The organism is Brevundimonas naejangsanensis (genome assembly GCF_000635915.2).
Taxonomy (GTDB): domain Bacteria; phylum Pseudomonadota; class Alphaproteobacteria; order Caulobacterales; family Caulobacteraceae; genus Brevundimonas; species Brevundimonas sanguinis.
Window position 1 is genome coordinate 2,551,465 of sequence record NZ_CP015614.1, and the last position, 22,087, is coordinate 2,573,551.

Genomic DNA, 22,087 nt, shown 5'->3' on the forward strand with positions numbered 1-22,087 from the left:
GCATGATCCTGTCCCGGCGGCCTGACGTCGACCGCTTTCTGAAGGCGCCGGACGCCGGCGTTCGCGCCGCCGTCATCCACGGCAAGGACCGGTCGGGCGTGACCGAACGCGCCCTGAGGCTGTGCAAGACGATCACGCCGGATCTGAACGACCCGTTCAACGTCACCCTGCTGACCGAAGCCGATATCGACGGCGACCCGGTTCGGCTGGAAGAGGCCCTGACGGCGCTGAGCATGATCGGCGGGCGGCGTCTGGTGCGGGTGCGCATGGGAGACGCCAAGGGCGGCGTCGACAAGGCCGTGGCCGCCGCCCTGAGCGCCCACGCCGAGGGCGCCTACAACCCCGACGCCATGCTGGTGATCGAGGCCGGAGCGCTGGGTCGCGAATCGGCCCTGCGCAAGGCCGCCGAAAAGGCTCAGGGCGCGGTCGCCATCGCCTGCTACGAGGACGAGGTCGGCGACGTCGCCCGCATGACGCGCGAGGCCCTCGGCGCCGACAAGGTGGGCCTGACCTCGGACGCGCTGGATCGCTTCGTCGCCCGCCTGCCCCGCGAACGCGGCCTGATGCGCCAGGAGATCGAACGGCTGATCCTCTACATCGGCCCCGGCTCCGGCCGCACCATCGACGTGGAAGAAATGGACGCCCACCTCGGGGTCGAACCCGACGCCTCCCTGTCCGACGCCGCCCTACAGGCGTTCGGCGGCCGCCCCGGCCCTGCGCAGGCGGGCCTGCGCCGCGCCCTGGCCGAGGGCGAAAGCGCCGTCATGGCCGTGCGCATGGCCTCGCTTCATCTCGGAAAGCTGCGCCGGATCAATATCCTGCAGGCCAACGGCGCCGGCGCCAAGGAGGCCGCCAAGGCCGCCGGCGTCTTCTGGAAACAGGAGGCCGAACTGCTGCGCCAGGCGCGCGGCTGGCGCCTCGAACTGCTCGACGAGGTGCAGGACAGCGTCAACACCGCCGACGTCATGACCAAGACCACAGGCATGCCCGAGGCCCTGATCGCCGAACGCCTGCTGCTGGAAATCGCCGCCCGCGCCAAGCGCATGGGGCTTTAAGCGCCGCCCTAACGCGCTTCGCGCTGTTTGAGGGCTAGGCTTTCCTCCCCATGCAATGAGGAGGGGGACCGCGTAGCGGTGGAGGCGCTTCTCCGGCGGACCCAAGCGGCCCCTCCGTCTCGTCGCCTTCGGCGTCGATCCGCCTCCCCACAAGGTGGGGAGGAGACGCCGCGTCAGCCGCGCTTCGATGCGCGCCGGAAGGCCGGCTTGTTCTGCGCCACAGACTGGCGCTGCATGGATTTCTCGGTCGTGGCGGCGCCGGCCGCCCCGCCGAAGGCGCCCGTATTGCGGCTCGTCGCCTGCTTGGCCGCCAGGGCGCGTTTCAGCGCATCTGCGGCGCTCGGTTTTTCAGTTTTCTCAGTCATGGCGCCACCCTAACACGAACGGCGCCGGAAAGAGCCTCTTAGCCGCGCATCAGGCGGCGGCACAGGTCGTCCAACTGCTCCAGGGTGCCGTATTTGACGGTGATCTCGCCTTTGCCGCCCTTGTCGGCCAGCGAAACCTTCAGGCCCAGGGCGTCGGACAGATCCTGCTCCAGGGCGGCGATGTCGGCGGCGCCCTCCCCGTTCGGCGCGGGTCGGACCTTGGGCGTCTTCGGGCCCTCGGCCGCACGACGAGCCAGGGCCTCGGTCTGGCGCACGTTCAGGCCCTTGGCGATGACCTCCGCCGCCAGGTGTTCGGCGTTCGGGGCCGTGATCAGGGCGCGCGCGTGGCCGGCCGACAGCTCGCCGCGCACCACATGCTCGCGCACCGACTCGGGCAGTTGCAGCAGGCGCAGGGTGTTGGCCACGTGGCTGCGGCTCTTGCCCACCACGCCCGCCAGGGCGTCCTGGGTGCGGCCGAAACGCTCCATCAGCACGGCGTAGGCGTTGGCCTCTTCCATGGGGTTCAGGTCGGCGCGCTGGACGTTTTCGATGACGCCGACTTCCAGCACCTCGATGTCGTCCATCTCGCGCACGACGATCGGCACCTGGGTCAGGCGGGCGGCTTGGGCGGCGCGCCAGCGGCGTTCGCCGGCGATGATCTGCCACACGCCCGCTTCGCCCGGCTGCGACCGCACGAGGATCGGCTGCAGCACGCCCTTGTCGCGGATGGAGGCCGTCAGTTCGTCCAGATCGGTCTTGGCGAAGATCTTGCGCGGCTGATCGGGATTGGGCTTCAGCGCCTCGATGGGCGCGCGCTGCACGCCCGCGGGCGCCGGGCCGGCCGCATCGACGGCGACCGCTTCCTGCGCGTTTTCACCCAAAAGCGCCGAGAGACCCCGGCCCAGACCACGCTGACGTTCGGACAAGATGCTGTTTCCGTTTACTTATCAGGTTGATCAGGCCGCGATGGCCTGACGACGTTGGCGCTCGCGCGCGACCAGTTCACGCGCCAGCTTCAGATAGGCCTGACTGCCCGCGCACTTCAGATCGTAGATCAAGGCCGGCTTGCCGAACGACGGCGCCTCGGACACCCGCACGTTTCGGGGAATGACGCTGTCATAGACCTTGTCGCCGAAATGGGCGCGCACATCGGCCGCCACCTGGCCGGACAGGGCATTGCGGCGGTCATACATGGTCAGGACAAGGCCCTGGATCTCCAGCGCCGGGTTCAGGCTCTGACGCACCATCTCGATGGTCCGCATCAGCTGGGTCAGACCCTCAAGGGCGAAGAATTCGCATTGCAGCGGCACCAGAACGGCGTCGGCCGCGGCCATCGCATTCAGCGTCAGCAGGTTCAGGGACGGCGGGCAATCAATCAGGACATAGTCATACCGGGAATGACCGTTGCCGCCCTGCTTCGCCAGGGCGTCGCGCAGCCGATAGGAGCGGCGATCCGACTGGCTCAGCTCGATCTCGACGCCCGACATGTCTGGGTCGGCGGTGACGATGAACAGGCCAGGCACGGCGGTTTCGATCGCCGCCTCGTCGACGGGGCGGCCGTCGACGATGACGTCATAGATGGTCACCCGCCGTGTTTCACGTGGAACACCCAGGCCGGTAGAGGCATTGCCCTGCGGGTCCATGTCCACGATCAGCACCTTCTCGCCGATCGCGGCCAGCGCCGTGCCGAGGTTGATGGCGGTCGTGGTCTTGCCTACGCCGCCCTTCTGGTTGGAAACCGCCAGAACGCGGGTGCCATGAACCGAGGACGGCTTAACGGACTCAACGGACACGGCGAAGACCCCTCAGTGAAACGATGCGGCCGCGCGGATCGCTGCGCGAGACAGCGAGCTCGGCTTCAAACTGCCAGACCCGACGGGCCTCTTTCAACTCAGCCTCGGCCTTCTCTCCCTTGAGGAACAGGCCTTTTGCACCGCGTTGGAAGTAGGGCTGTGCATAACCCAACAGCTTCTCCATCGCCGCCACAGCCCGCGCCGTGACGACATCAACCGCGATCGCCTGCTCCTCGGCCCGGCCGTTGACCACGGTGGCGGGCAATTGCAGGGCGTCGACAATGGTCTGCAGGAAACGGCAGCGCTTTCCGAGGCTGTCGACCAGCCAGACGTGGGCGCCTGGCCTGCCCTTCAGCAAGATCGCCAAGACCACGCCCGGAAAGCCCGCCCCGGCGCCCAGATCGGCCCAGGTCTTTGCCTCTGGCGCCAGATCCAGAAGCTGGGCGCTGTCCCAGGCGTGGCGGTTCCAAAAGTCCGGCAGGGTGTCCGGCCCGACCAGGTTCATGACCTCGTTCGCCTCGGTCAGCATGGCCAAAAAGGTCGTCAGGTCGGCGATGTTGGCGTCGCTGGCCCCGGTCTGGGCGCGAAAGGCGTCGATAGCGTCCGACATCAGCCGACGACCGCCGCGAGATCTGCTTCCACGTCCTTCACCTTCTTCACGTGAGCCAGAAGCGCCGTCAGCGCGCCCGGCGTCATGCCTTCGATCCGGCCGGCCTGCCCCAGCGTCAGGGGACGGATCATAGCCAGCTTCTCGCGCACCTCATTCGACAGGGCGCCGATGGCGGCATAGTCAAGCTCGCGTGGCAGGGCGAGCCCCTCCTCCCGCCTCAGCGCCTCGGCGTCCTGGGCCTGACGGTCGAGATAGCCGGCATAGACGGCGTCGATCTCGACCTGCTCGCGCACCGCGGCGGGCCAGTCGGCGATTTCGGGGTGGATCGCAGTGAAGTGATCCAGGGTCACGTTCGGGAAGGCCAGCAGGTCGCGGATCGAGCGACGCTGACCATCGGCGTTGACCGTGATCCCCAGCGCCCCCGCCTCCTTGGGCGTGAACAGCGTTTCACGTGAAACACGATTGGCTGCGCCCAGAAGGTCCGCCTTCTCCCGCCAAATCTTCGCCCGCTCTGCGCCGACGATACCCGCTTCCATTCCAATCGGCGTCAGCCGCTGATCGGCATTGTCGGCGCGCAAGGTCAGACGATACTCGGCCCGGCTGGTGAACATGCGATAGGGCTCGGTCACGCCGCGCGTCACCAGGTCGTCGATCATCACGCCGATATAGGCCTGATCGCGGCCGAGGATCAGCGGATCAGAACCGGCGGCTGCGCGGGCGGCGTTCAGGCCGGCGATCAGCCCTTGCGCGCCCGCCTCCTCATAGCCGGTCGTACCGTTGATCTGGCCCGCCAGATACAGGCCGGGTCGCTTCTTGACCTCCAGCGCCGGGGTGAGCTCACGCGGATCGACATAGTCGTATTCGATGGCGTAGCCGAAACGGAAAACCTCGACCTTCTCCAGACCCGGCATGGTGTGAAGGAAGGCCAGCTGCGTCGCATCGGACACCGAGGTCGAAATCCCGTTCGGATAGACGCTGGGATCATCCAGACCTTCCGGCTCCAGGAAGACCTGATGGCTGGTCTTGTCGGCGAACCGCACAACCTTGTCCTCGATCGAGGGGCAGTAGCGTGGGCCGCGCCCGGACAGGCGGCCGCCATAGACCGCGCTTTCGCCGAGGTTATCAGCGATGATGCGGTGCGTCTCTTGGGTCGTGTGGGTCACGCCGCAGGCGATCTGGGGCACCTCAATGCAGTCGGTCAGGAAACTGAAGGGCACGGGCTGGTCGTCGGCGGCCTGCATCTCCAGTCGCTCCCAGGCGATGGTGCGACCGTCCAGGCGCGCGGGCGTCCCGGTCTTCAGCCGGCCCATCATCAGCGCCGCGGCGTGCAGGTCGCCGGCCAGGCCCGTCGAGGGATCCTCCCCATAACGGCCCGCCGGAATGCGCAGGTCGCCGCGATGGATGACGCCGTTGAGGAAGGTGCCGGTCGTCAACACCACTGCGCCGGCGCGGATGGTCTCCCCCGCCCCGGTCGTGACGCCGACCACCCGGTCGCCGTTCAGGATCAGCCCCTCGGCCGTGCCCGCCATCAAGGTCAGGTTGGGATAGTCCGCCAGCTCGGCCTGCATAGCCTCACGATAGAGACGGCGGTCGATCTGGCTGCGTGGGCCGCGCACGGCGGCGCCCTTGGACCGGTTCAACATGCGGAACTGAATGCCCGACACGTCAGCGAGCCGGCCCATCACCCCGTCGAGCGCGTCGATCTCGCGCACCAGATGGCCCTTGCCCAGGCCGCCGATCGCCGGGTTGCAGCTCATCTCGCCGATGGTCTCCAGCTTCTGGGTCAGAAGCAGGGTGCGGGCGCCCGCACGGGCAGCGGCCGTCGCGGCCTCGCAACCGGCGTGACCGCCGCCGATGACGACGACGTCGAAGGTGTGATCGCAGCTCGAGCTCATGGCGTTCACATAGTCCATCTGGACCGAAATCGCCACCGGCTGAGGAACCGTTGTTTCACGTGAAACAGGCGAAAGCCGGGCCTATTTGCCGATGCAGAAGGAGGAGAAGACCTCGCCCAGGATATCCTCGACACCGATGGCGCCGGTGACCCGAGCCAGGGCGTCAGCGGCGCGGCGCAGGTCGTCGCCGGCCATTTCCGGCGCCAGATCGAGCGCCCGGCGGCCCTCCTCGACAGCGGCCAAAGCCTCGGCCAGGCGGCGGCGATGGCGTTCGCGCGTGACGGCGGGGAAGTCAGCGCCGGACAGGTCGCGCGCCAGCCGGGCGGCGATCCACTGATGCAGTTCGGCCAGCCCCTGCCCGGTCGCCGTGCTGACGCTCAGGGCTTCGAGGTCCGGCGCCGGCGCCACGGCGCCCAGATCGGCCTTGTTCAGCACCTGAAGATCGGAGGCGCGCACGAAGGCGGCGGCCGGATCCTCGGCGCCGTCGGTGGAGGGCGAGCGGACCCACAGGCGCAGATCGGCGCCCTCGGCGCGCGCACGGGCGCGGCGGATGCCCTCAGCCTCGACCGGATCGTCGCTGTCGCGCAGACCGGCCGTGTCGGACAGGGTGACGGCGTAACCGCCGATCATGATGTCGGCGTCCAGCACGTCGCGCGTCGTCCCGGCGATGGGGGTGACGATGGCCGCTTCGCGCGCGACCAGGGCGTTGAACAGGGACGACTTGCCCGCATTGGTCTCGCCGATCAGGACAATGCGATAGCCCTCGCGCACCCGCCGCCCGCGATCGGAATCGGCCAGGGCTGCGCGAAGATCGGTCGCCAGAGCGTCCAGAACCGGTCCGGCCGTGCGCGCCAGATTGTCAGGCACTTCCTCGTCGGGGAAGTCAATCTCGGCCTCGACCAGCGACAGGGCCTTCAACAGGTCGCGGCGGAATCCGGCGTAGGCAGCGGACAGGGCGCCGTCGAGCTGGCCCAGGGCCTGAGATTTCTGGGCTTCCGTTTCAGCGTCAATGAGGTCAGCGACCGCCTCAGCCTGGGCCAGATCCATGCGGCCGTTCTGAAAGGCGCGACGGGTGAACTCGCCCGGCTCAGCGGGACGCAGGCCAAGCGCGATCAGGGCGGTGCTGGCCGCCTCGACGACGGCGCGGCCGCCGTGCAGGTGCAGCTCGGCCGAGTCCTCGCCGGTATAGGAGCGCGGGGCGACGAAGCGCAGGATGAGGGCCTCGTCGATCAGACGGCCGTCGTGGCGCAGGCTGCGTACCGAGGCCAGCCTCGGCGTCAGCCCCCCTGCCCCCAGCGCGGCCAGGGCGGTCTCCGTGCCTGGGCCCGACAGGCGCAGGATGGCGACGGCGCCGCGGCCCGGCGGCGTGGCGAGGGCGAAGATGGTGTGGGTCATAGCTTCTCCTCCCCATTCCATGGGGAGGGGGACCACGAAGTGGTGGAGGGGCCAGCGCGGAAGGAAACAGCGCCTCCGTCTCGTCGGCTGCGCCGCCGACCCACCTCCCCACTTCGTAGGGAGGAGAACATGGGACTCACGGCTTGGGCGCGCCCGTGACGGCGGCTTCCATCAGGCGGCGGAACTGGTCCTGTGCCTGAACGCCGAAGCTGGTCCAGGTTTTCATCAATTCGTCCGGCTGCATGGCGGCCATGTTGGCGTCCATGCGCTTCTGCATTTCCCCGACCAAATGGTCGTTGAGCGGCGTCACGTCCGGAAGGCCCAGGAAGGCGCGAGCCTCGGCCGGAGTGCATTCGATCTCAATGTTCAGCTTCATGACCCGCGCTCCTGTTTCACGTGAAACAGGCCCTCAAGCAGCCGCCCGCCGCGCGGGCGGCGCTAGGGCCAGTATCAGGTGTTCATGGACTGGAAGAAGTCGCCGTTGTTCTTGGACTGGCGCAGCTTGTCGAGCAGGAACTCGATCGCGTCCTGCGGACCCATCGGGTTGAGGATGCGGCGCAGGACATAGGTCTTGGCCAGCTGGTCCTTCGGCGTGATGAGGTCTTCCTTGCGGGTGCCCGACTTGAGCACGTCGATGGCCGGGAAGATGCGCTTGTCGGCGACCTTGCGGTCCAGCACGATTTCCGAGTTGCCGGTGCCCTTGAACTCTTCGAAGATCACCTCGTCCATGCGGCTGCCCGTGTCGATCAGGGCCGTGGCGATGATGGTCAGCGACCCGCCCTGCTCCACGTTGCGCGCGGCGCCGAAGAAGCGTTTGGGCCGCTGCAGGGCGTTGGCGTCGACGCCGCCGGTCAGCACCTTGCCCGACGAGGGAACCGTGGCGTTGTAGGCGCGGCCCAGGCGGGTGATGGAGTCCAGCAGGATCACCACGTCCTTCTTATGCTCGACAAGGCGCTTGGCCTTTTCGATCACCATCTCGGCCACGGCGACGTGGCGGGTGGCCGGCTCGTCGAAGGTCGAGGCGACGACCTCCCCCTTCACCGTGCGCTGCATGTCGGTGACTTCTTCGGGGCGTTCGTCGATCAACAGGACGATCAGAAAGACTTCCGGGTGGTTGCGCTCGATCGACTTGGCGATGTTCTGCAGCATCATCGTCTTGCCGACGCGCGGCGGGGCGACGATCAGGCAGCGTTGCCCCTTGCCCAGGGGCGCGACGATGTCGATGACCCGGCCCGAGCGATCCTTCAGCGTCGGGTCCTGGATCTCCATGTTGAGCCGCTCTTCGGGATAGAGCGGGGTCAGGTTGTCGAACAGGACCTTGGTCTTGACCATCTCCGGATCTTCGAAGTTGATCGTATCGACCTTGAGCAGGGCGAAATAGCGCTCGCCCTCGCGCGGGCCGCGCACGGCGCCGTGCACCGTGTCGCCCGAACGTAGGCCGAAGCGGCGGATCTGCGACGGCGAGACATAGACGTCGTCCGGACCCGGCAGGTAGTTGGCGTCGGGGCTGCGCAGGAAGCCGAAGCCGTCCGGCAGGATCTCCAGCACGCCCGAGGCGATGATCTCGACCTCTTCGTCGGCCAGGGTCTTCAGGATGGCGAACAGCAGGTCCTGCTTGCGCAGGTTGCCGGCGTTCTCGATGTCCAGGCCCTCGGCGAAGGCGACCAGGTCTTCCGGTGTCTTCTCGTTCAGTTCCTGAAGCGTGATGCGGCCGTTGGGGACGATGGGCTCGCCGTCGTCGTCCTCATCGTCGTCTTCAGCCGTGGTGTCGACGCCGTGGTCGTCGTCGTCAGAGATAGGCTGAACCGGGACTTCGGGCTCGGCCTCCTCGACCGGCGCCGCCGCGCGGCTGCCGCCCAGGCTAAGGGTGCGACGCGGCCGCTCAACCGGCGTTTCCGTTGCATTTTCAGCGACTTCGGTGTCCGGAGTTTCAGGCGTATCGGTCATGATGGCGTGCTCGTTCGCGCGCCCGGACGCGGCGAGGCGGCCAGGAGCAGAAAGGTCGTAATGGCTTCAGCCGCAGGGGCTGGGAGGGAGGGCGACGGGTTCCCGCAGGCTCAAACCGGCAGGCGTCGCAAAAGAGAGGGACCGCGCTGCACGGATCGGCCGCACGGTTCACCGCAGCGGAACCACGAAAGACCCCTGCAGGTCAAGGCCTTCAAGCAGCGCGCGACCGCGTCGCTCGCGTCAGGGCGCTTAGAAACTCCATTCCATCGTCACCGACAACACCATGATGATGGCCAGGACGAACGGAATCTCATTGGTCATGCGCCAGAAACGGCCGGAATATTTCGACGCGCCCGCCGCGATCTTCTTGCGCTGCCCCGCCAGGAAGCCGTGCCAACCGGCCAGCAGGAAGACGCCGATCAGCTTGGTCATCATCCACGGCTGATGGGCGAAGGACCAGTCGGCGCCGTCGCCGCTGCGCAGCCACAGCAGCCAGCCGCCGAAAATGAAGGCCAGGATCATGGCCGGGTTGATGATGATCCGCAGCAGCCGCGTCTGCCAGGCGCGCAGCAGGGCCTGCATCTCGCTGCGCAAGGGTTCAGGCTTGGCGTTCTGCTCGGCGTCATAGGCGAACAGACGCGGCAGGAAGAGCATTCCGGCCATCCAGGCGATCACCGCCAGGATGTGCAGCCCGCGGGCCAGGTTGTAATAGTCCATGTCGATCCCCTCAGGCCGCCTTGGAGCCCTTTGAACAGCCGGACGGGCAGGCTTTCAAGCCGGCGCATGGTCGACCCTGCGAAGCCCCCTGCGGCGCGGTCCCCGGCGTCTCCAGCGCCCGCGCGACCGCATCGGCCAGGGCGGCGATGAAAACCGGGTCGGCGCTGACCGTCGGCGCGCGCAGATAGGGCGCGCAACCAACCTTATGGGCCAGTTCGCCGTATTCCATGTCCAGTTCGACCAGGGTCTCGATATGTTCGGAGACGAAGGCGATCGGCACGACCAGCGCGCCCACGCCGTCCTTGGCCGCCTGTTCGATGGCGTCAGGCGTGGGGGGGCCCAGCCATTTCAGCGGACCGACCCGGCTCTGATAGCAGATAGCCCAGTCGGTCAGGCCCATGCGCTCCACCACGGCGGCCACGGTCGCCTCAACTTGGGCCTGATAGGGATCGCCCGCTGTGACCAGCTTCTCGGGAATGCCGTGGGCCGAGAACAGCACCCGCACCGGCTTGCCTTGCGCCTGGTCCAACGTCTGCTGGATCAGACGGACCTGAGCTTCGATCAGCCCTTCCGCGTCGGGATAGCAGCAGACGACGTGGGTCTCGCCCGGTCCGTCGTAGCACTCGGTCCACTTCTTCAGCGAGGAGGCCGTCGTGGTGGTCGAGAACTGCGGATAGAGGGGCAGAAGGACGATCTGGTCGGGCTGGAAGGCTTTGACCGCCGCCGCCGTCTCTTCGGTCAGCGGATGCCAGTAACGCATGGCGATGAAGACCCGGCTGTCGTCGCCCGGCGAGGCGTCCGCCAGGGCGCGCGACAGGGCCTCGGCCTGCTTCTGCGTCTCGGGCAGCAAGGGGGAGCCGCCGCCCATCAAGGCGTAGTTGGCCTGGGCCGAGGTCTCGCGACGGCTGGAGATCAGCTTGGCCAGCGGCGTGCGCACGATCCCCGGCAGACCGATGATGGCCGGATCGTTGAACAGGTTGAACAGGAAGGGCTTGACCGCTTCGGGGCGATCAGGACCGCCCAGGTTGGTGAGAACGACCGCCACGCGCCGGCCGGGTCGTCCCTCTAGGGTCGTGGCGGTCTGGTTCATTGGGCGCCGATCCGTTTCAGCACTTGCTCGACATGGGCGATGGGCACGTCCGGCAGGATGCCGTGGCCGAGGTTGAAGATCCACGGCCCCTGGCCCCAGGCCTCCATCAGCTGATCGACGCGGCGGTCCAGAGCGTCGCCGCCCGCCCGCAGAAGCAGAGGGTCCAGCGCGCCCTGGATGGGTTTGATCTTCTGCACGCGCTGGCCGACGTCCAGCGGACAGGCGGTGTCCAGCGCCACGCCCTGCACGTCGCATTCGCGCGCATAGCGTTCTGCCAGGGCCGCCGAGCCCCTCGGGAAGCCGATCAGGGGCACGGTGACGCCCAGCTCGCGGGCGCGGGCGACCAGCTTCTGATGCGGCTTCAGCACCAGGCTCTCGAACAGATCGTCGGGCAGGCCCTCGGCCCAGCTCTCGAAGATCTTCAGCACCTGGGCGCCTGCGTCCTGCTGCATCTTCAGATAGTGGGCGGTGGCTTCCACCAGCACGTCCAGCAGGCCGTAGACGACCTCGGGCTGGGTGTAGGCGTAGGTGCGGGCCGCTGCGCGCTCGCCCTTGCCCATGGTCCGGTGTTCGCCGTCCAGCATATAGGTCGCCACGGTCCACGGCGCGCCCGCAAAGCCGATCAGGGCGCGTTCAGGCTCAAGTTCCGCGCGCACCAGGCTGAGCGTCTGGCCCACGGCCTTGAGGGCCTCTCCAGCCTGCTGAGCCTTGTCGGCCATCGACTGCACCGATGGCAGGGCGCCCAGGCGCGGGCCTTCCCCCGCCTCGAACCACACCTTCTGCCCCAGGGCGCCGGGGATCAGCAGGATGTCGGCGAAAACGATGGCGGCGTCGAAGCCGAAACGGCGCATCGGCTGCAAGGTCGCTTCGGCCGCCATCTCCGGGTTCAGGCAGAAGGCGATGAAGTCCGGCGCCTTGGCCCGCAGCTCGCGGTACTCTGGCAAGTAGCGCCCGGCCTGACGCATGAACCACACAGGCGGGCGGGAAAGGGTTTGGCCCTGGAGAGCCTGGATCAGAAGGGGCGTGCTCATGTCTTGGGCTTTAGGATGCACACCCCCAAGCCTCAATACCTATTCAGATTTAAGAATTGAAAGAATTAGAGGTTGGAAGCAGGGCGGGGGAGCGCGGGGATAACCCTGGCCCGTCCCGGTCGGACTCCCTTTTGTCCCCGTTTCGCGGCGAACGAATCCGCGGGATCGCGGGCGGGGGTGTGAGTCATGGGGATAAGCCGTGAAACACCCGCCAGACTCGGGTTTGCCTCTGGGCGCCGTTGTGGGTGAATCCACGGGCGCCGAATTTGGACAGGCGCTCCTGCCCACAGCCTGGGATGAAACCTCGGCGCCCAGGCGGACGACTCCGGCGCCGATCGCGGCAACGGCGCCCGCGATCCCCGCTCGCGACCGGAGACAGGGCTTGCTACAGGATTCGGCGCCCGGTCTTTCACGAACGGCGCCCCGGCTTTTCAACAGGGCGCGGGGATGATCCGACCGTGGGACAGAAGGAGACGCCGTCCTCATGAGCCCTGCCCGTCCTCCCGGCGCTTCGCGTCTGGCCACCTATTTCCATGTCCATCTCGTCTCGGATTCGACGGGCGAGACGTTGAACGCCATGGCAAAGGCGGTGATCGCCCGTTTCGACGGCGTCATTCCCATCGAGCACATCTACGCCCTGGTGCGGTCCAACAAGCAGATGGAGCGGGTGCTGGAAGAAGTCGCCGCGGCGCCGGGGGTGGTTCTGCATACGCTGGTGGATCGGGAGCTGCGCGAGCAGCTGGAGGAAGGCTGTCGTCGGCTGCAGATGCCGCAGATCGGGGCGCTGGACCCGCTGGTCGGCGCCCTGTCGCGCTACCTCGGGGCGGATGTTTCGGCGCGGGTGGGCGCCCAGCACGCCCTGGACACCGGCTATTTCAACCGGATGAGCGCGCTGGACTACGCCATCGCGCATGATGACGGACAAGGCACGCTGGAGCAGCTGGAACAGGCCGACGTCGTCCTGTGCGGCGTCAGCCGGACCTCCAAGACGCCGACCTGCATCTATCTGGCCCATCGGGGCATCCGGGCGGCGAACGTGCCGCTGGTTCCGGGCCAGGAAGACGGCGAGCGGTTGACGGCGCTGAAGCATCCGCTGGTGGTCGGCTTGACCGTTTCGCCGGACCGCCTGGTGCAGATCCGCCGCAATCGCCTGGACGGGCTGAACGCCGGCCACGCCTCGGCCTATGTCGATCATGACTCTGTGCGCGAAGAGACCATCAAGGCGCGGCGCGCCTTCGAACGGCGCGGCTGGCCGACCATCGACGTGACCCGGCGTTCGGTCGAGGAGACGGCCGCCGCCATCATCAACCTGTTGAGCGAGCGGCGCAGCCGCAAGCTGGGAGCGCCGATGTGACCCAGGCCCCCCATGAACGGCTGATCCTGGCCTCCAAGAGCGCCGCGCGCCGGGCCATGCTGGAAAACGCCGGCGTGCCCTTCGCCGTGCAGGTGGCCGATGTGGACGAAGACGCCCTGAAGACCCCGGGCGTCGATCCGGCTGAACTGGCGGTTGAACTGGCCCGGGCCAAGGCGCTGGCGGTGTCGCGTCATGACCCGGAGGCCTGGGTGCTCGGCGCCGATCAGACCCTGGCCTTTGACGGCGGGCTGGTGTCCAAGGCCCCGACGCTGGCGGCGGCGCGCGCGCGCCTGTCGGCCATGCGCGGACGCTCGCACCACCTGCATTCGGGCGCGGCTCTGGCGCACAAAGGCCAGATCGTCTGGAGCGGGCTGGACACGGCCGAAATGAAGGTCCGCGCCTTCTCCGACGCCTTTCTCGACGCCTATCTGACGGCGGAAGGCGAAGGCCTGCTGGCCTGCGTCGGCTCCTACCGCCTCGAGGGGATGGGGGCGCAACTTTTTGACGCAGTGCGCGGCGACTATTTCACTGTTCTCGGATTGCCGTTATGGCCCGTCCTCACAGAGTTGAGGCGTTCGGGGGTCATTGGGTCATGAAGATAGAAACGGAACCGGCGGTCCGTCCGGCCCGCATCACGGGGCAGGTCCGGCTGGGCGGGGTCGTCGGCAATCCGATCGGCCACTCGCTGAGCCCGATCCTGCATAACGCCTGGCTTGAGGCGGCGGCGGTCGACGGCTCCTATGTCGCCTTTCAGCCGAAGGACCCCAATGGATTCCGCACCCTGGTCGCCGCGGGGCGGGCGGGTCTGATTCAGGGGCTCAACGTCACGGCGCCGTTCAAGGAACAGGCTTTCGCCCTGGCCGACGACATCGCCCCGGCGGCGAAGGCGACCGGTTCAGCCAACATCCTGGTGTTTGAAGACGGCCGGGTCCGGGCCGACAGCGCCGATGGGGCCGGCGTGCTCTACGCCCTGGCGGAACAGGCGCCGGCCTTTGAGCTGAACGGCGCCCATGTCGTCATGCTGGGCGCAGGCGGCGCCGCTCGCGCGGTTGCGGGCGCCCTGGTTCAGGCCGGGGCGCGGCTGTCGATCCTGAACCGCACGCGCAGCCGCGCCGAAGCCCTGGCCGCTGATCTGGGCGCCGCGGTGGCGGTCGCCGAGGACGAAGGGGTGCTGGCGGGGGCCGATCTGGTCATCAACGCCCTGAGCGCGCCGCCGACCATCGACCTCAGCGTCTTAAAGGCCGACGCGGTCGTGATGGACATGACCTATAAGCCGGTGCTCACGCCCTTTTTGGCGGCGGCGCAGGCGCGAGGGCTGATCACGGTCGACGGCCTGGCCATGCTGATCGGTCAGGCCGGACCGTCGTTCGAGGCGATTTTCGGCGTTCCGCCCCCGCCGCTGGATCTGCGCGCCGTGGCTATGGCTCATCTGGAAGACGCCGCATGATCGTTCTGGGGCTGACCGGCTCCATCGGCATGGGAAAATCGACGACGGCGAAGATGTTCGCCGACGAAGGCGCGGTGATCTGGGACGCCGACGCCGCCGTTCATCGGCTCTATGGGCCGGGCGGAGCGGCGGTGGCGCCGCTGGCGCAGGCCTTTCCCGGCGTGGTCGTGGATGACGCTGTCGATCGGGTGCGGCTGGCCGAGGCTCTGGGGCGCGACGAGACCGCCTTTCAGCGACTGGAAGCCATCGTCCATCCGTTGGTCGCCACGGACCGCGCGCAGGCGCTGACGGCCGCGCAGGCGCAGGGCGCGCGTCTGGCGGTCGTGGACATTCCCCTGTTGTTCGAGACGGGCGGCGACGCCGCCGTCGACGCCGTGGCGGTGGTCACCGCCGAACCCGAGGTGCAGGCCCAGCGCGTTCTGTCCCGACCGGGCATGACGCGCGAGCGGTTCGACGCCATCGCGTCGCGCCAGACGCCGGACGCCGAAAAGCGCGCCCGCGCCGACTTCCTCATCGACACGGGTCGAGGTCTGGAGGCGGCGCGCGACCAGGTGCGCCGGATCGTGGGGACAGTCCTGTCGCCGTCGTGGACGCCGCCGCGCGGCGCTCTTTCGTTTGGGGCCGATCCCCGGCATTAAGGGGCATGGCCCGCGAAATCGTCCTCGATACTGAAACCACCGGCTTCGATCCCAAGACGGGCGACCGGCTGATCGAGGTGGGCTGCATCGAGATCGAAGACCTGCTGCCGACGGGGCGGACTTTTCACCGCTTCATCAACCCCGAACGGCTGATCCCGCCCGACGCCATCAAGGTGCACGGCATCACCGACGACAAGGTCAAGGACGCGCCCAAATTTCATGAGGTCGTCGACGACCTGATGGAGTTCCTGGGCGACGCGCCGCTGATCGCGCACAACGCCAACTTCGACCGCAACTTCATCGACTTCGAGATCGGCCGCATCGGCCGCAAGCCGCCGCCGCAGGACCGTTGGATCGACACCCTGGCCCTGGCCCAGAAGCGGTTTCCGGGCATGGCCAACTCGCTGGACGCCCTGTGTAAGCGCTACAAGATCAGCCTGGTAGAGCGCACCCTGCACGGCGCCCTGATCGACGCCCGCCTGCTGGCCGAAGTGTATCTGGAGCTGCGCGGCGGCAAGGAGCGGGCGCTGGACCTGACCTCGACGCGCGGCGGTCCTGCGGAGACGGCGGTGCGCGCCGCCTACGGCGCCCGGCCGCGCCCCCTGCCCTCCTTCGTCACAGCCGAGGAAGAGGCGGCGCATCTGGCCTTCCTCAAGGCGACGATCAAGGACTTCAGCCTGTGGGCGGGCTACGGCGTGTCGGTCGAGATCGAGACCGAAGAAGCCGCCTGACTGCATGCGCCCCGCGAAAAAGGTGCGCCGTTTCGGTCGCCCCTTCCCCGTAAATCGTCGCTCAAGCAGCAGGACGCCGCGCGTCCTGCGATAGCGATCAATCTTGTCGCTCAAGCAGCGAGGCGCCTCGCGCCTCGCGCTAGCGACCCTTTATCAAGCCTGGCCCGTTTCGGCCGGCGCGCTGGCGATCTGCTGCTGGCGGGCGATGTAGATGGCGGCGAAGTCGATCGGGTCGACCATGAAGGGCGGGTAGAAGCCGCCGTCCGCCGTCGCCTGGGCGATGATCTGGCGCGCGAAGGGGAAGAGGTAGCGCGGGCATTCGATCAGCAGCAGGGGCTCGATGTCCTGGGGCTGGACGCCCTGCAGGGCGAACAGGCCGCCGTAGAGCAGTTCCACGTGAAACACCGGCGACTTGTCGTCGGCCGTCGCCTTGATCGACAGCTTCAGGTCCACTTCGAACAGGCCGTCCGGGCGGCCCTGGGCGTTCATTTCGACGCCCATGTCGATGGCGGGCTTGCCGTCGATGCGGAGGCTGTCCGGCGCCTTGGGGTTTTCGAACGACAGGTCGCGGACGTATTGGGCCAGGATGCGGAAGCCCGGGCCTTGCGGCTGGCCGTCCTGCGGCTGGGCTTGGTCGGGCGTCTGGCCGTTGGCGTCGGCGGGCGGCGTGGCGTCGGTCATGGGTATGGAAACCGTCTTGCAGAAATGAGGCGTCCCGCTCGTTCGTCGAGCAGGCGTGAGGGGCGGCGGTAGCATGGCGGGACCCTGTGTCGCAACGTCGAGACCGGCGTTCGCCCCCTGCTTCGCCTTGCGCCCGCCCGGATCGACCCCTAATCACATTGTACGCCCAGCCCTTTCGCTTGGAAGGCGAGCCCGCCGGGCTCCTCCTGACGTGCGACAGGCGGCCTGACTAAAATCGAGGAACCCACCGTGCCGGTGACCTTTCAGATCGTGATTTTCGCCGTTATCGCGGCGGTTCTGCTGTTCCAGCTTTATAATGTGCTGGGCAAGAAGGTCGGCCGTCAGCCGGAGGACAATCCGAAACCGATGGCGGTTCCGGCGGCGCTGGGCGGCGCGGCCGAGGCGCCCCGGGGGCCGGCTGTCGACCCGGCACTGACGGCGGCGATCGCCGGGCTGAAGGCGCGCGATCCCAACTTCGACCCGCACCGGTTCCTGGAGGGCGCGCGTCAGGCCTATGAGACCATTGTGGGGGCCTACGCCAAGGGCGACCGGGAGGCCCTGCGCCCGCTGCTGACCGACAAGGTCATGGGGTCGTTCGAGGCGGGCATCGCCGCCCGTGAGGCGCGCGGCGATATCGAGAGCGCCGAGCTGGTTCACCCTCCGCGCGCCGATCTTGAGCTGGCCACCGCCGAGGGCGATCGCGCCCTGGCCAAGGTGCGCTTCCTGGCCGAGGTGCGCGGCTCGCTGACCCCCTCGGGCGGCGAGACCGTCACGGAAGAGCGCCGCACCGCTGAAATCTGGACCTTTGAGCGCCGCCTGGGAACGTCCGACCCGAACTGGGCCCTGGCCCGCGTCGAGCCGGCCGCCGCCTGATGATCGCCCGGTCCGCGTCCCTCGATCAGACGGGCGCGGCCCGTTCCCCTACGGCTCCGCTTTCATGGGCGGGCGTTGCAGCCCTGACCCTGCTGGCGGCGGCCTGCGCCTCTACGCCCCGCCCGATTCCGACTCCCGGCCCCACCCCGCCGATCGACAGGCCGCCCCCCCCCCCGGTCGCGGGCGCGCTTAATCTGGCGGCCCTGCCCGGCTGGGCCGAGGAAGACCATCTGGCGGCCCTGCGCGCCTATGCCGCCGGTTGCGGCCCGTCGCGCATCGCGGTCGAGACCTGCCGCGACGCCCGCGCCCTGGTCGCCCGCGCCAACCCCAGCGACGCCCGCGCCTTCCTGGAAAGCCGTTTCGCGGCCACCGAGGTCCAGACCGACGACGGCGGACGCGGCCTGCTGACGGCCTATTTCGCCCCTGAATATCCGGCACGCCGCACGCCCGACGCCGAGTTCGACGCGCCCGTGCTGAGCCGTCCGGCCAATCTGTCCGGCGTCGGCGATCGCGCCGCCATCGAGGCCGGCTCGGCGCAGTCGTCGGTCCTGGCGTGGATGAAGGCGGAGGATCTGTTCTTTCTGCAGATCCAGGGCTCGGGCACCCTGACCTTCCCCGACGGCGCCCGTCTGCGCGCCGCCTACGCCGCCGACAACGGGGCGAAGTTCGTCGGCATCGCCCGCCCCATGGCCGACGAGGGCCTGCTGCCGCGCGACGGCACGTCCGGCGAGGCCATCCGCGCCTGGCTGGCGGCCCATCGCGGTCCGGAGGCGCGCCGCGTGATGGCGCTGAACCCGCGCTACATCTTCTTCACCACCAAGCCTGATGACGGCGATGAGGCGACGGGCGCGGCGGGCGTGCCCCTGCCCGCGCGGCGCTCGGTGGCGGTGGACCCGTCGCGCTGGACCTATGGAGAGGCGGCCTGGATCGAGGCCGACGGCGGCAATCTGCGCGGCGCCCGCGCCAGCTATCGCGGCCTGGTCATGACGCTGGACACCGGCTCGGCCATTCGCGGCCCGGTGCGTGCGGACCTCTATATCGGCCGGGGCGATGCGGCGGGGCACGAGGCGGGCGCGGTGCGCCACCCCTTGCGCATGTGGCGCCTGATCCCGCGCGGCTAGGAACCTCTCGATATCGCGGCGGGTTGCTAACACAGGCGTGGACGGGGGTCAGGAGAGCGTCATGAGACAGGCTGCTGCATATGCGATGGATCGCCGATTGTTCATGACGGGCGCCGTCTCGGGAGGCCTGGCGCTCGGCGGCCCTGCGCAGGCTCAGACGGCCGCGACGACGATCTTCCACGGCGGCTCCATCCGCACCATCGACGATGCGCGGCCGACGGCTGAGGCCTTGGCGGTGCGCGGCGCCGCTATTGTGGCGGTGGGCTCGCTGGAGGAGGTGCAGGCCGCGGCAGGGCGCGCCGCGCGCCGGGTCGATCTTGACGGGCGGACCCTGCTGCCCGGTTTCTTCGATCCGCACGGCCATGTCTCGATGGTGGGATTGCAGGCCCGCTACGCCAACCTCCTGCCGGCGCCTGACGGCGAGGGGAACGACATCGCCGCCCTGCAACGGATCACGCGCGATTGGATGAACCGTCATGCGGCCCTGGTCCGTGACACGGGCTTGGTCATCGGCTTCGGCTATGACGATTCCCAGCTGAAGGAGCGGAGGCACCCCACGCGGGACGAACTGGACGCCATATCCGACGCCGTGCCGGTGCTGTTCCTGCACCAGTCGGGGCACCTGGGCGCGGCTAACGGCGCAGCCCTGGCCGCCGCGGGCGTGGGGGCGGACCCGGCCGACCCGCCCGGCGGCGTGTTCCGGCGCAAGAACGGCTCGCGCGAGCCGGACGGCGTGCTGGAGGAGACCGCCCTGTTCGCCGTCATGGGCGCCCTGTTCACGCGACTGGACGCCGAAGCCAACCGTCAGATGATCGTCGAGGGCGCGCGCTACTACGCCCGTTTCGGCTACACCACGGCCCAGGACGGGCGCTCGTCCACAGATACCTGCCGCATGATGGCGGGCCTGGCCGAGGCGGGGGCTCTGCCCATCGACATCCTGTCCTTTCCGGACATCCTGACCTCGACCGACGTCATGGCCACGCCTCTATACAGGCGAAATTACCAGGGCCGTTTCCGGATCGGCGGGGTCAAGCTGACGCTGGACGGCTCGCCCCAGGCCAAGACGGCCTGGCTGTCCCAGCCCTACTTCGTCCCGCCCGAGGGCCAGCCCGCCTCCTGGCGCGGCTATCCGGCGGTGACGGAGCAACAGGCGCTGGACGCCGTCGACTTGGCTTTCGCCAACGACTGGCAGATTGAAGTCCACGCCAACGGCGACGCGGCTATCGACCTGATGATCGCCGCCGTGCGCGAAGCGAGCCGCAAGCATGGCGCGCGCGACCGCCGACCGGTGCTGATCCACGGCCAGACGACGCGGATGGATCAGCTCGACGACCTGAAAGGCCTGGGGATCGTCCCCTCCTTCTTCCCCATGCACACCTTTTACTGGGGCGACTGGCACCGGGATTCCGTGCTGGGGCCGCGGCGGGCCGAGTTCATCTCGCCCTGCGGCTCGGCCTGGCGGCGCGGGATGCGCTTCACCAGCCACCACGACGCCCCGGTGGCCAATCCCGACGCCCTGCGCGTGCTGTCGGCCACGGTGACGCGTCGCACCCGCTCGGGCGACATCCTGGGGCCGGACGAGCGCGTGCCGGTCGAGGTCGCCCTGAAGGCCATGACCCTGTGGGCCGCCTGGCAGCATTATGAAGACGACCGCAAGGGCTCGCTGGCGCCGGGCAAGCTGGCGGACATGGTGCTTCTGGATGCAGACCCGGTGACGATCGATCCCGACCGGCTGGCCGGGATCAAGGTCACAGACGTCTATAAAGACGGCCGCCCGGTCGAACTGAGCTAGGCTTTTAGCGCTTCTTCAGACTGCCCAGAACGCCGCGCAGCAGTTCGCGGGTGATGGTCGATCCGGCGGTGCGCAGCACGGACTTGGTCAGGGCTTCGACCGGAGTTTGCCGGTTGGACGGCGCGCGGGGACGGGGCGTGGCCGGAGCGCGCGGAGCCGGCGCCGAACGCGCGGCCTTTTCGGCTGCCTTGGCCTGGGCTGCGGCGGCGGCCGTTTCGGCTTCGATACGGTCGGCCTGGGCGCGGCGGGCCTTCAGCACCTCTTCGGCCGACTCGCGGTTGATCGCCGTGTCATAGACGCCCCGCACCGGGCTGGCGGCCATGGTCGCGGCGCGTTCAGCCTCGGTCGCCGGACCCAGGCGCGAGTCGGGCGGACGGATCTTGGTCCGGGCCACCACGGTGGGGGCGCCCTTCTCATCCAGAGTTGAAACGAGCGCTTCGCCCACGCCCAGCGCCTGAATGGCCTCGGCCGTGTCGAAGGCGGGATTGGTGCGGAAGCTCTGGGCGGCGGCGCGCAGACCCTTCTGTTCGGCGGGGGTATAGGCGCGCAGGGCGTGCTGCACCCGGTTGCCCAACTGCGCCAGGACGCTGTCGGGAATGTCGGCGGGGTTCTGGGTGACGAAATAGACGCCGACGCCCTTGGAGCGGATCAGCCGCACCACCTGCTCGACCTTTTCCAGCAGGCCCTTGGGCGCGTCGTTGAACAACAGGTGCGCCTCGTCGAAGAAGAAGACCAGTCGCGGCTTCTCCGGGTCGCCGATCTCGGGCAGCTGCTCGAACAGCTCGGACAGCAGCCACAGCAGGAAGGCGGCGTACAGGCGCGGGCTGTTCATCAGCCGCGTAGCGTCCAGCACGTTCACCTGGCCCCGGCCGTCCAGGGCGGTGCGCATCATGTCCTCAAGCCGCAGGGCCGGCTCGCCGAAGAAGGCCCTGCCCCCCTGCTGCTCCAGCTGAAGCAGGGCGCGCTGGATGGCGGCGATGGAGGTCGGCGAGACGTTGCCGACCTCGCGGCCAATCGCTTGAGCGTTCTCCCCGACATGGGCCAGCAGCGCGCGCAGGTCCTCCAGGTCCAGCAGCAGAAGACCTTCCTTGTCGGCGACGTGGAAGGCGACGGTCAGCACCCCCTCCTGCACGTCGTTCAGCTCCAGCATCCGGGCCAGCAGCACCGGGCCGACGTCGGAAATGGTGGCGCGGATCGGGTGGCCCTTCTGGCCGTACAGGTCCCAGAAGACGACGGGCGCCGACCTGCCGTTCAGCGTCAGCCCCATCTTGCCGGCCCGCTCGGCGAACTTCTCAAGCCCGCCGTCCTGGCTGATGCCGGACAGGTCGCCCTTCACATCGGCGCAGAAGACCGGCACGCCCGCCTCGGAAAAACCCTGCGCCATGATCTGCAGGGTGACGGTCTTGCCGGTGCCGGTGGCGCCCGCCACGACCCCGTGGCGATTGGCCCGGTTCAACAGCAGGCGCTCGGGCGCGCCCTCAAAGGACTGGCCGAGAAACAGGGCGGGGGCGTCGGTCATCAGCGGGTCTCCTGCGTGGCGAGCCATGCTTAA

22 protein-coding genes are annotated in these 22,087 nt (G+C 68.6%); 9 read left to right on the forward strand and 13 right to left on the reverse strand.

The genetic code is table 11. From position 1 onward, the window contains the following. Positions 1–2 precede the first annotated feature (2 nt). On the forward strand, positions 3–1,055 hold the full coding sequence (gene holA / locus DA69_RS12245; protein WP_025976436.1) for a DNA polymerase III subunit delta: 1,053 nt from the start codon (positions 3–5) through the stop codon (positions 1,053–1,055). A 173-nt stretch (positions 1,056–1,228) separates the two neighbouring features. On the opposite strand, the gene DA69_RS12250 is transcribed toward holA, so the two are convergent. The 11 genes from DA69_RS12250 to hemE all read right to left on the reverse strand — a co-directional run bounded on the left by DA69_RS12250 (position 1,229) and on the right by hemE (position 11,898). Beyond that, positions 1,229–1,420: a hypothetical protein gene (locus DA69_RS12250; protein ID WP_025976435.1), complete on the reverse strand. Its 192-nt coding sequence runs from the start codon at positions 1,418–1,420 to the stop codon at positions 1,229–1,231. A 38-nt stretch (positions 1,421–1,458) separates the two neighbouring features. After that, positions 1,459–2,346, reverse strand: a complete 888-nt coding sequence (locus DA69_RS12255; RefSeq protein WP_029972331.1) for a ParB/RepB/Spo0J family partition protein — start codon at positions 2,344–2,346, stop codon at positions 1,459–1,461. A gap of 30 nt (positions 2,347–2,376) precedes the next feature. Continuing rightward, on the reverse strand, positions 2,377–3,213 hold the full coding sequence (locus DA69_RS12260) for a ParA family protein (protein ID WP_025976433.1): 837 nt from the start codon (positions 3,211–3,213) through the stop codon (positions 2,377–2,379). Further along, entirely contained in the window at positions 3,203–3,823 is a 621-nt protein-coding gene (gene rsmG / locus DA69_RS12265) for a 16S rRNA (guanine(527)-N(7))-methyltransferase RsmG (RefSeq protein WP_025976432.1), read from the reverse strand. Before rsmG ends, DA69_RS12260 begins: the two co-directional genes overlap by 11 nt. Then, positions 3,823–5,736 (reverse strand): tRNA uridine-5-carboxymethylaminomethyl(34) synthesis enzyme MnmG, encoded by a 1,914-nt coding sequence (mnmG, locus tag DA69_RS12270; protein ID WP_029972330.1) that lies wholly within the window; start codon positions 5,734–5,736, stop codon positions 3,823–3,825. The genes rsmG and mnmG overlap by 1 nt, the downstream gene beginning before the upstream one ends. 63 nt (positions 5,737–5,799) lie before the next feature. After that, on the reverse strand, positions 5,800–7,113 hold the full coding sequence (gene mnmE / locus DA69_RS12275) for a tRNA uridine-5-carboxymethylaminomethyl(34) synthesis GTPase MnmE (protein WP_025976430.1): 1,314 nt from the start codon (positions 7,111–7,113) through the stop codon (positions 5,800–5,802). 136 nt (positions 7,114–7,249) lie between these two features. After that, on the reverse strand, positions 7,250–7,489 hold the full coding sequence (locus tag DA69_RS12280; protein ID WP_025976429.1) for a DUF6489 family protein: 240 nt from the start codon (positions 7,487–7,489) through the stop codon (positions 7,250–7,252). Between the two features lie 74 nt (positions 7,490–7,563). Continuing rightward, positions 7,564–9,060 (reverse strand): transcription termination factor Rho, encoded by a 1,497-nt coding sequence (gene rho / locus DA69_RS12285; RefSeq protein ID WP_025976428.1) that lies wholly within the window; start codon positions 9,058–9,060, stop codon positions 7,564–7,566. A 249-nt stretch (positions 9,061–9,309) separates the two neighbouring features. Beyond that, complete coding sequence (locus DA69_RS12290; protein WP_025976427.1) at positions 9,310–9,777, reverse strand: CopD family protein; 468 nt, start codon at positions 9,775–9,777, stop codon at positions 9,310–9,312. A gap of 10 nt (positions 9,778–9,787) precedes the next feature. Beyond that, a complete protein-coding gene (gene hemH, locus DA69_RS12295) occupies positions 9,788–10,867 on the reverse strand; it encodes a ferrochelatase (RefSeq protein WP_025976426.1) in 1,080 nt (359 codons plus the stop codon). Beyond that, entirely contained in the window at positions 10,864–11,898 is a 1,035-nt protein-coding gene (gene hemE, locus DA69_RS12300; protein WP_025976425.1) for a uroporphyrinogen decarboxylase, read from the reverse strand. The genes hemH and hemE overlap by 4 nt, the downstream gene beginning before the upstream one ends. 484 nt (positions 11,899–12,382) lie before the next feature. Here hemE and DA69_RS12305 point away from each other — a divergent pair, with 484 nt between their 5' ends. From DA69_RS12305 to dnaQ, 5 genes are read left to right on the forward strand one after another with little or no spacing between them, the layout of a single operon-like run. Further along, positions 12,383–13,252 (forward strand): pyruvate, water dikinase regulatory protein, encoded by an 870-nt coding sequence (locus tag DA69_RS12305; RefSeq protein ID WP_025976424.1) that lies wholly within the window; start codon positions 12,383–12,385, stop codon positions 13,250–13,252. After that, on the forward strand, positions 13,249–13,848 hold the full coding sequence (locus tag DA69_RS12310) for a Maf family protein (RefSeq protein WP_025976423.1): 600 nt from the start codon (positions 13,249–13,251) through the stop codon (positions 13,846–13,848). The genes DA69_RS12305 and DA69_RS12310 overlap by 4 nt, the downstream gene beginning before the upstream one ends. After that, complete coding sequence (gene aroE, locus DA69_RS12315) at positions 13,845–14,699, forward strand: shikimate dehydrogenase (protein WP_025976422.1); 855 nt, start codon at positions 13,845–13,847, stop codon at positions 14,697–14,699. The genes DA69_RS12310 and aroE overlap by 4 nt, the downstream gene beginning before the upstream one ends. Next, complete coding sequence (gene coaE / locus DA69_RS12320) at positions 14,696–15,337, forward strand: dephospho-CoA kinase (RefSeq protein WP_025976421.1); 642 nt, start codon at positions 14,696–14,698, stop codon at positions 15,335–15,337. The genes aroE and coaE overlap by 4 nt, the downstream gene beginning before the upstream one ends. 5 nt (positions 15,338–15,342) lie before the next feature. After that, positions 15,343–16,068: a DNA polymerase III subunit epsilon gene (gene dnaQ, locus DA69_RS12325; protein WP_025976420.1), complete on the forward strand. Its 726-nt coding sequence runs from the start codon at positions 15,343–15,345 to the stop codon at positions 16,066–16,068. Between the two features lie 153 nt (positions 16,069–16,221). Here dnaQ and secB read toward each other — a convergent pair whose 3' ends face one another. Next, entirely contained in the window at positions 16,222–16,749 is a 528-nt protein-coding gene (gene secB, locus DA69_RS12330; protein WP_025976419.1) for a protein-export chaperone SecB, read from the reverse strand. A gap of 255 nt (positions 16,750–17,004) precedes the next feature. On the opposite strand from secB, the gene timA reads away from it, so the two are divergent. From timA to DA69_RS12345, 3 genes are all read left to right on the forward strand, one after another. Then, entirely contained in the window at positions 17,005–17,622 is a 618-nt protein-coding gene (gene timA, locus DA69_RS12335; RefSeq protein WP_025976418.1) for a TIM44-related membrane protein TimA, read from the forward strand. Continuing rightward, the gene (locus tag DA69_RS12340) at positions 17,622–18,743 is read left to right on the forward strand and encodes an MltA domain-containing protein (protein ID WP_064108293.1); all 1,122 of its coding nucleotides are present in this window, start codon (positions 17,622–17,624) and stop codon (positions 18,741–18,743) included. The genes timA and DA69_RS12340 overlap by 1 nt, the downstream gene beginning before the upstream one ends. 61 nt (positions 18,744–18,804) lie before the next feature. Next, positions 18,805–20,535: an amidohydrolase gene (locus DA69_RS12345; RefSeq protein WP_235599161.1), complete on the forward strand. Its 1,731-nt coding sequence runs from the start codon at positions 18,805–18,807 to the stop codon at positions 20,533–20,535. Between the two features lie 4 nt (positions 20,536–20,539). Here the strand turns inward: DA69_RS12345 and DA69_RS12350 are convergent, their stop codons facing one another. Further along, positions 20,540–22,054, reverse strand: coding sequence for a helicase HerA-like domain-containing protein (locus DA69_RS12350; protein WP_025976415.1), 1,515 nt, complete (start codon positions 22,052–22,054; stop codon positions 20,540–20,542). Positions 22,055–22,087: the final 33 nt, after the last annotated feature.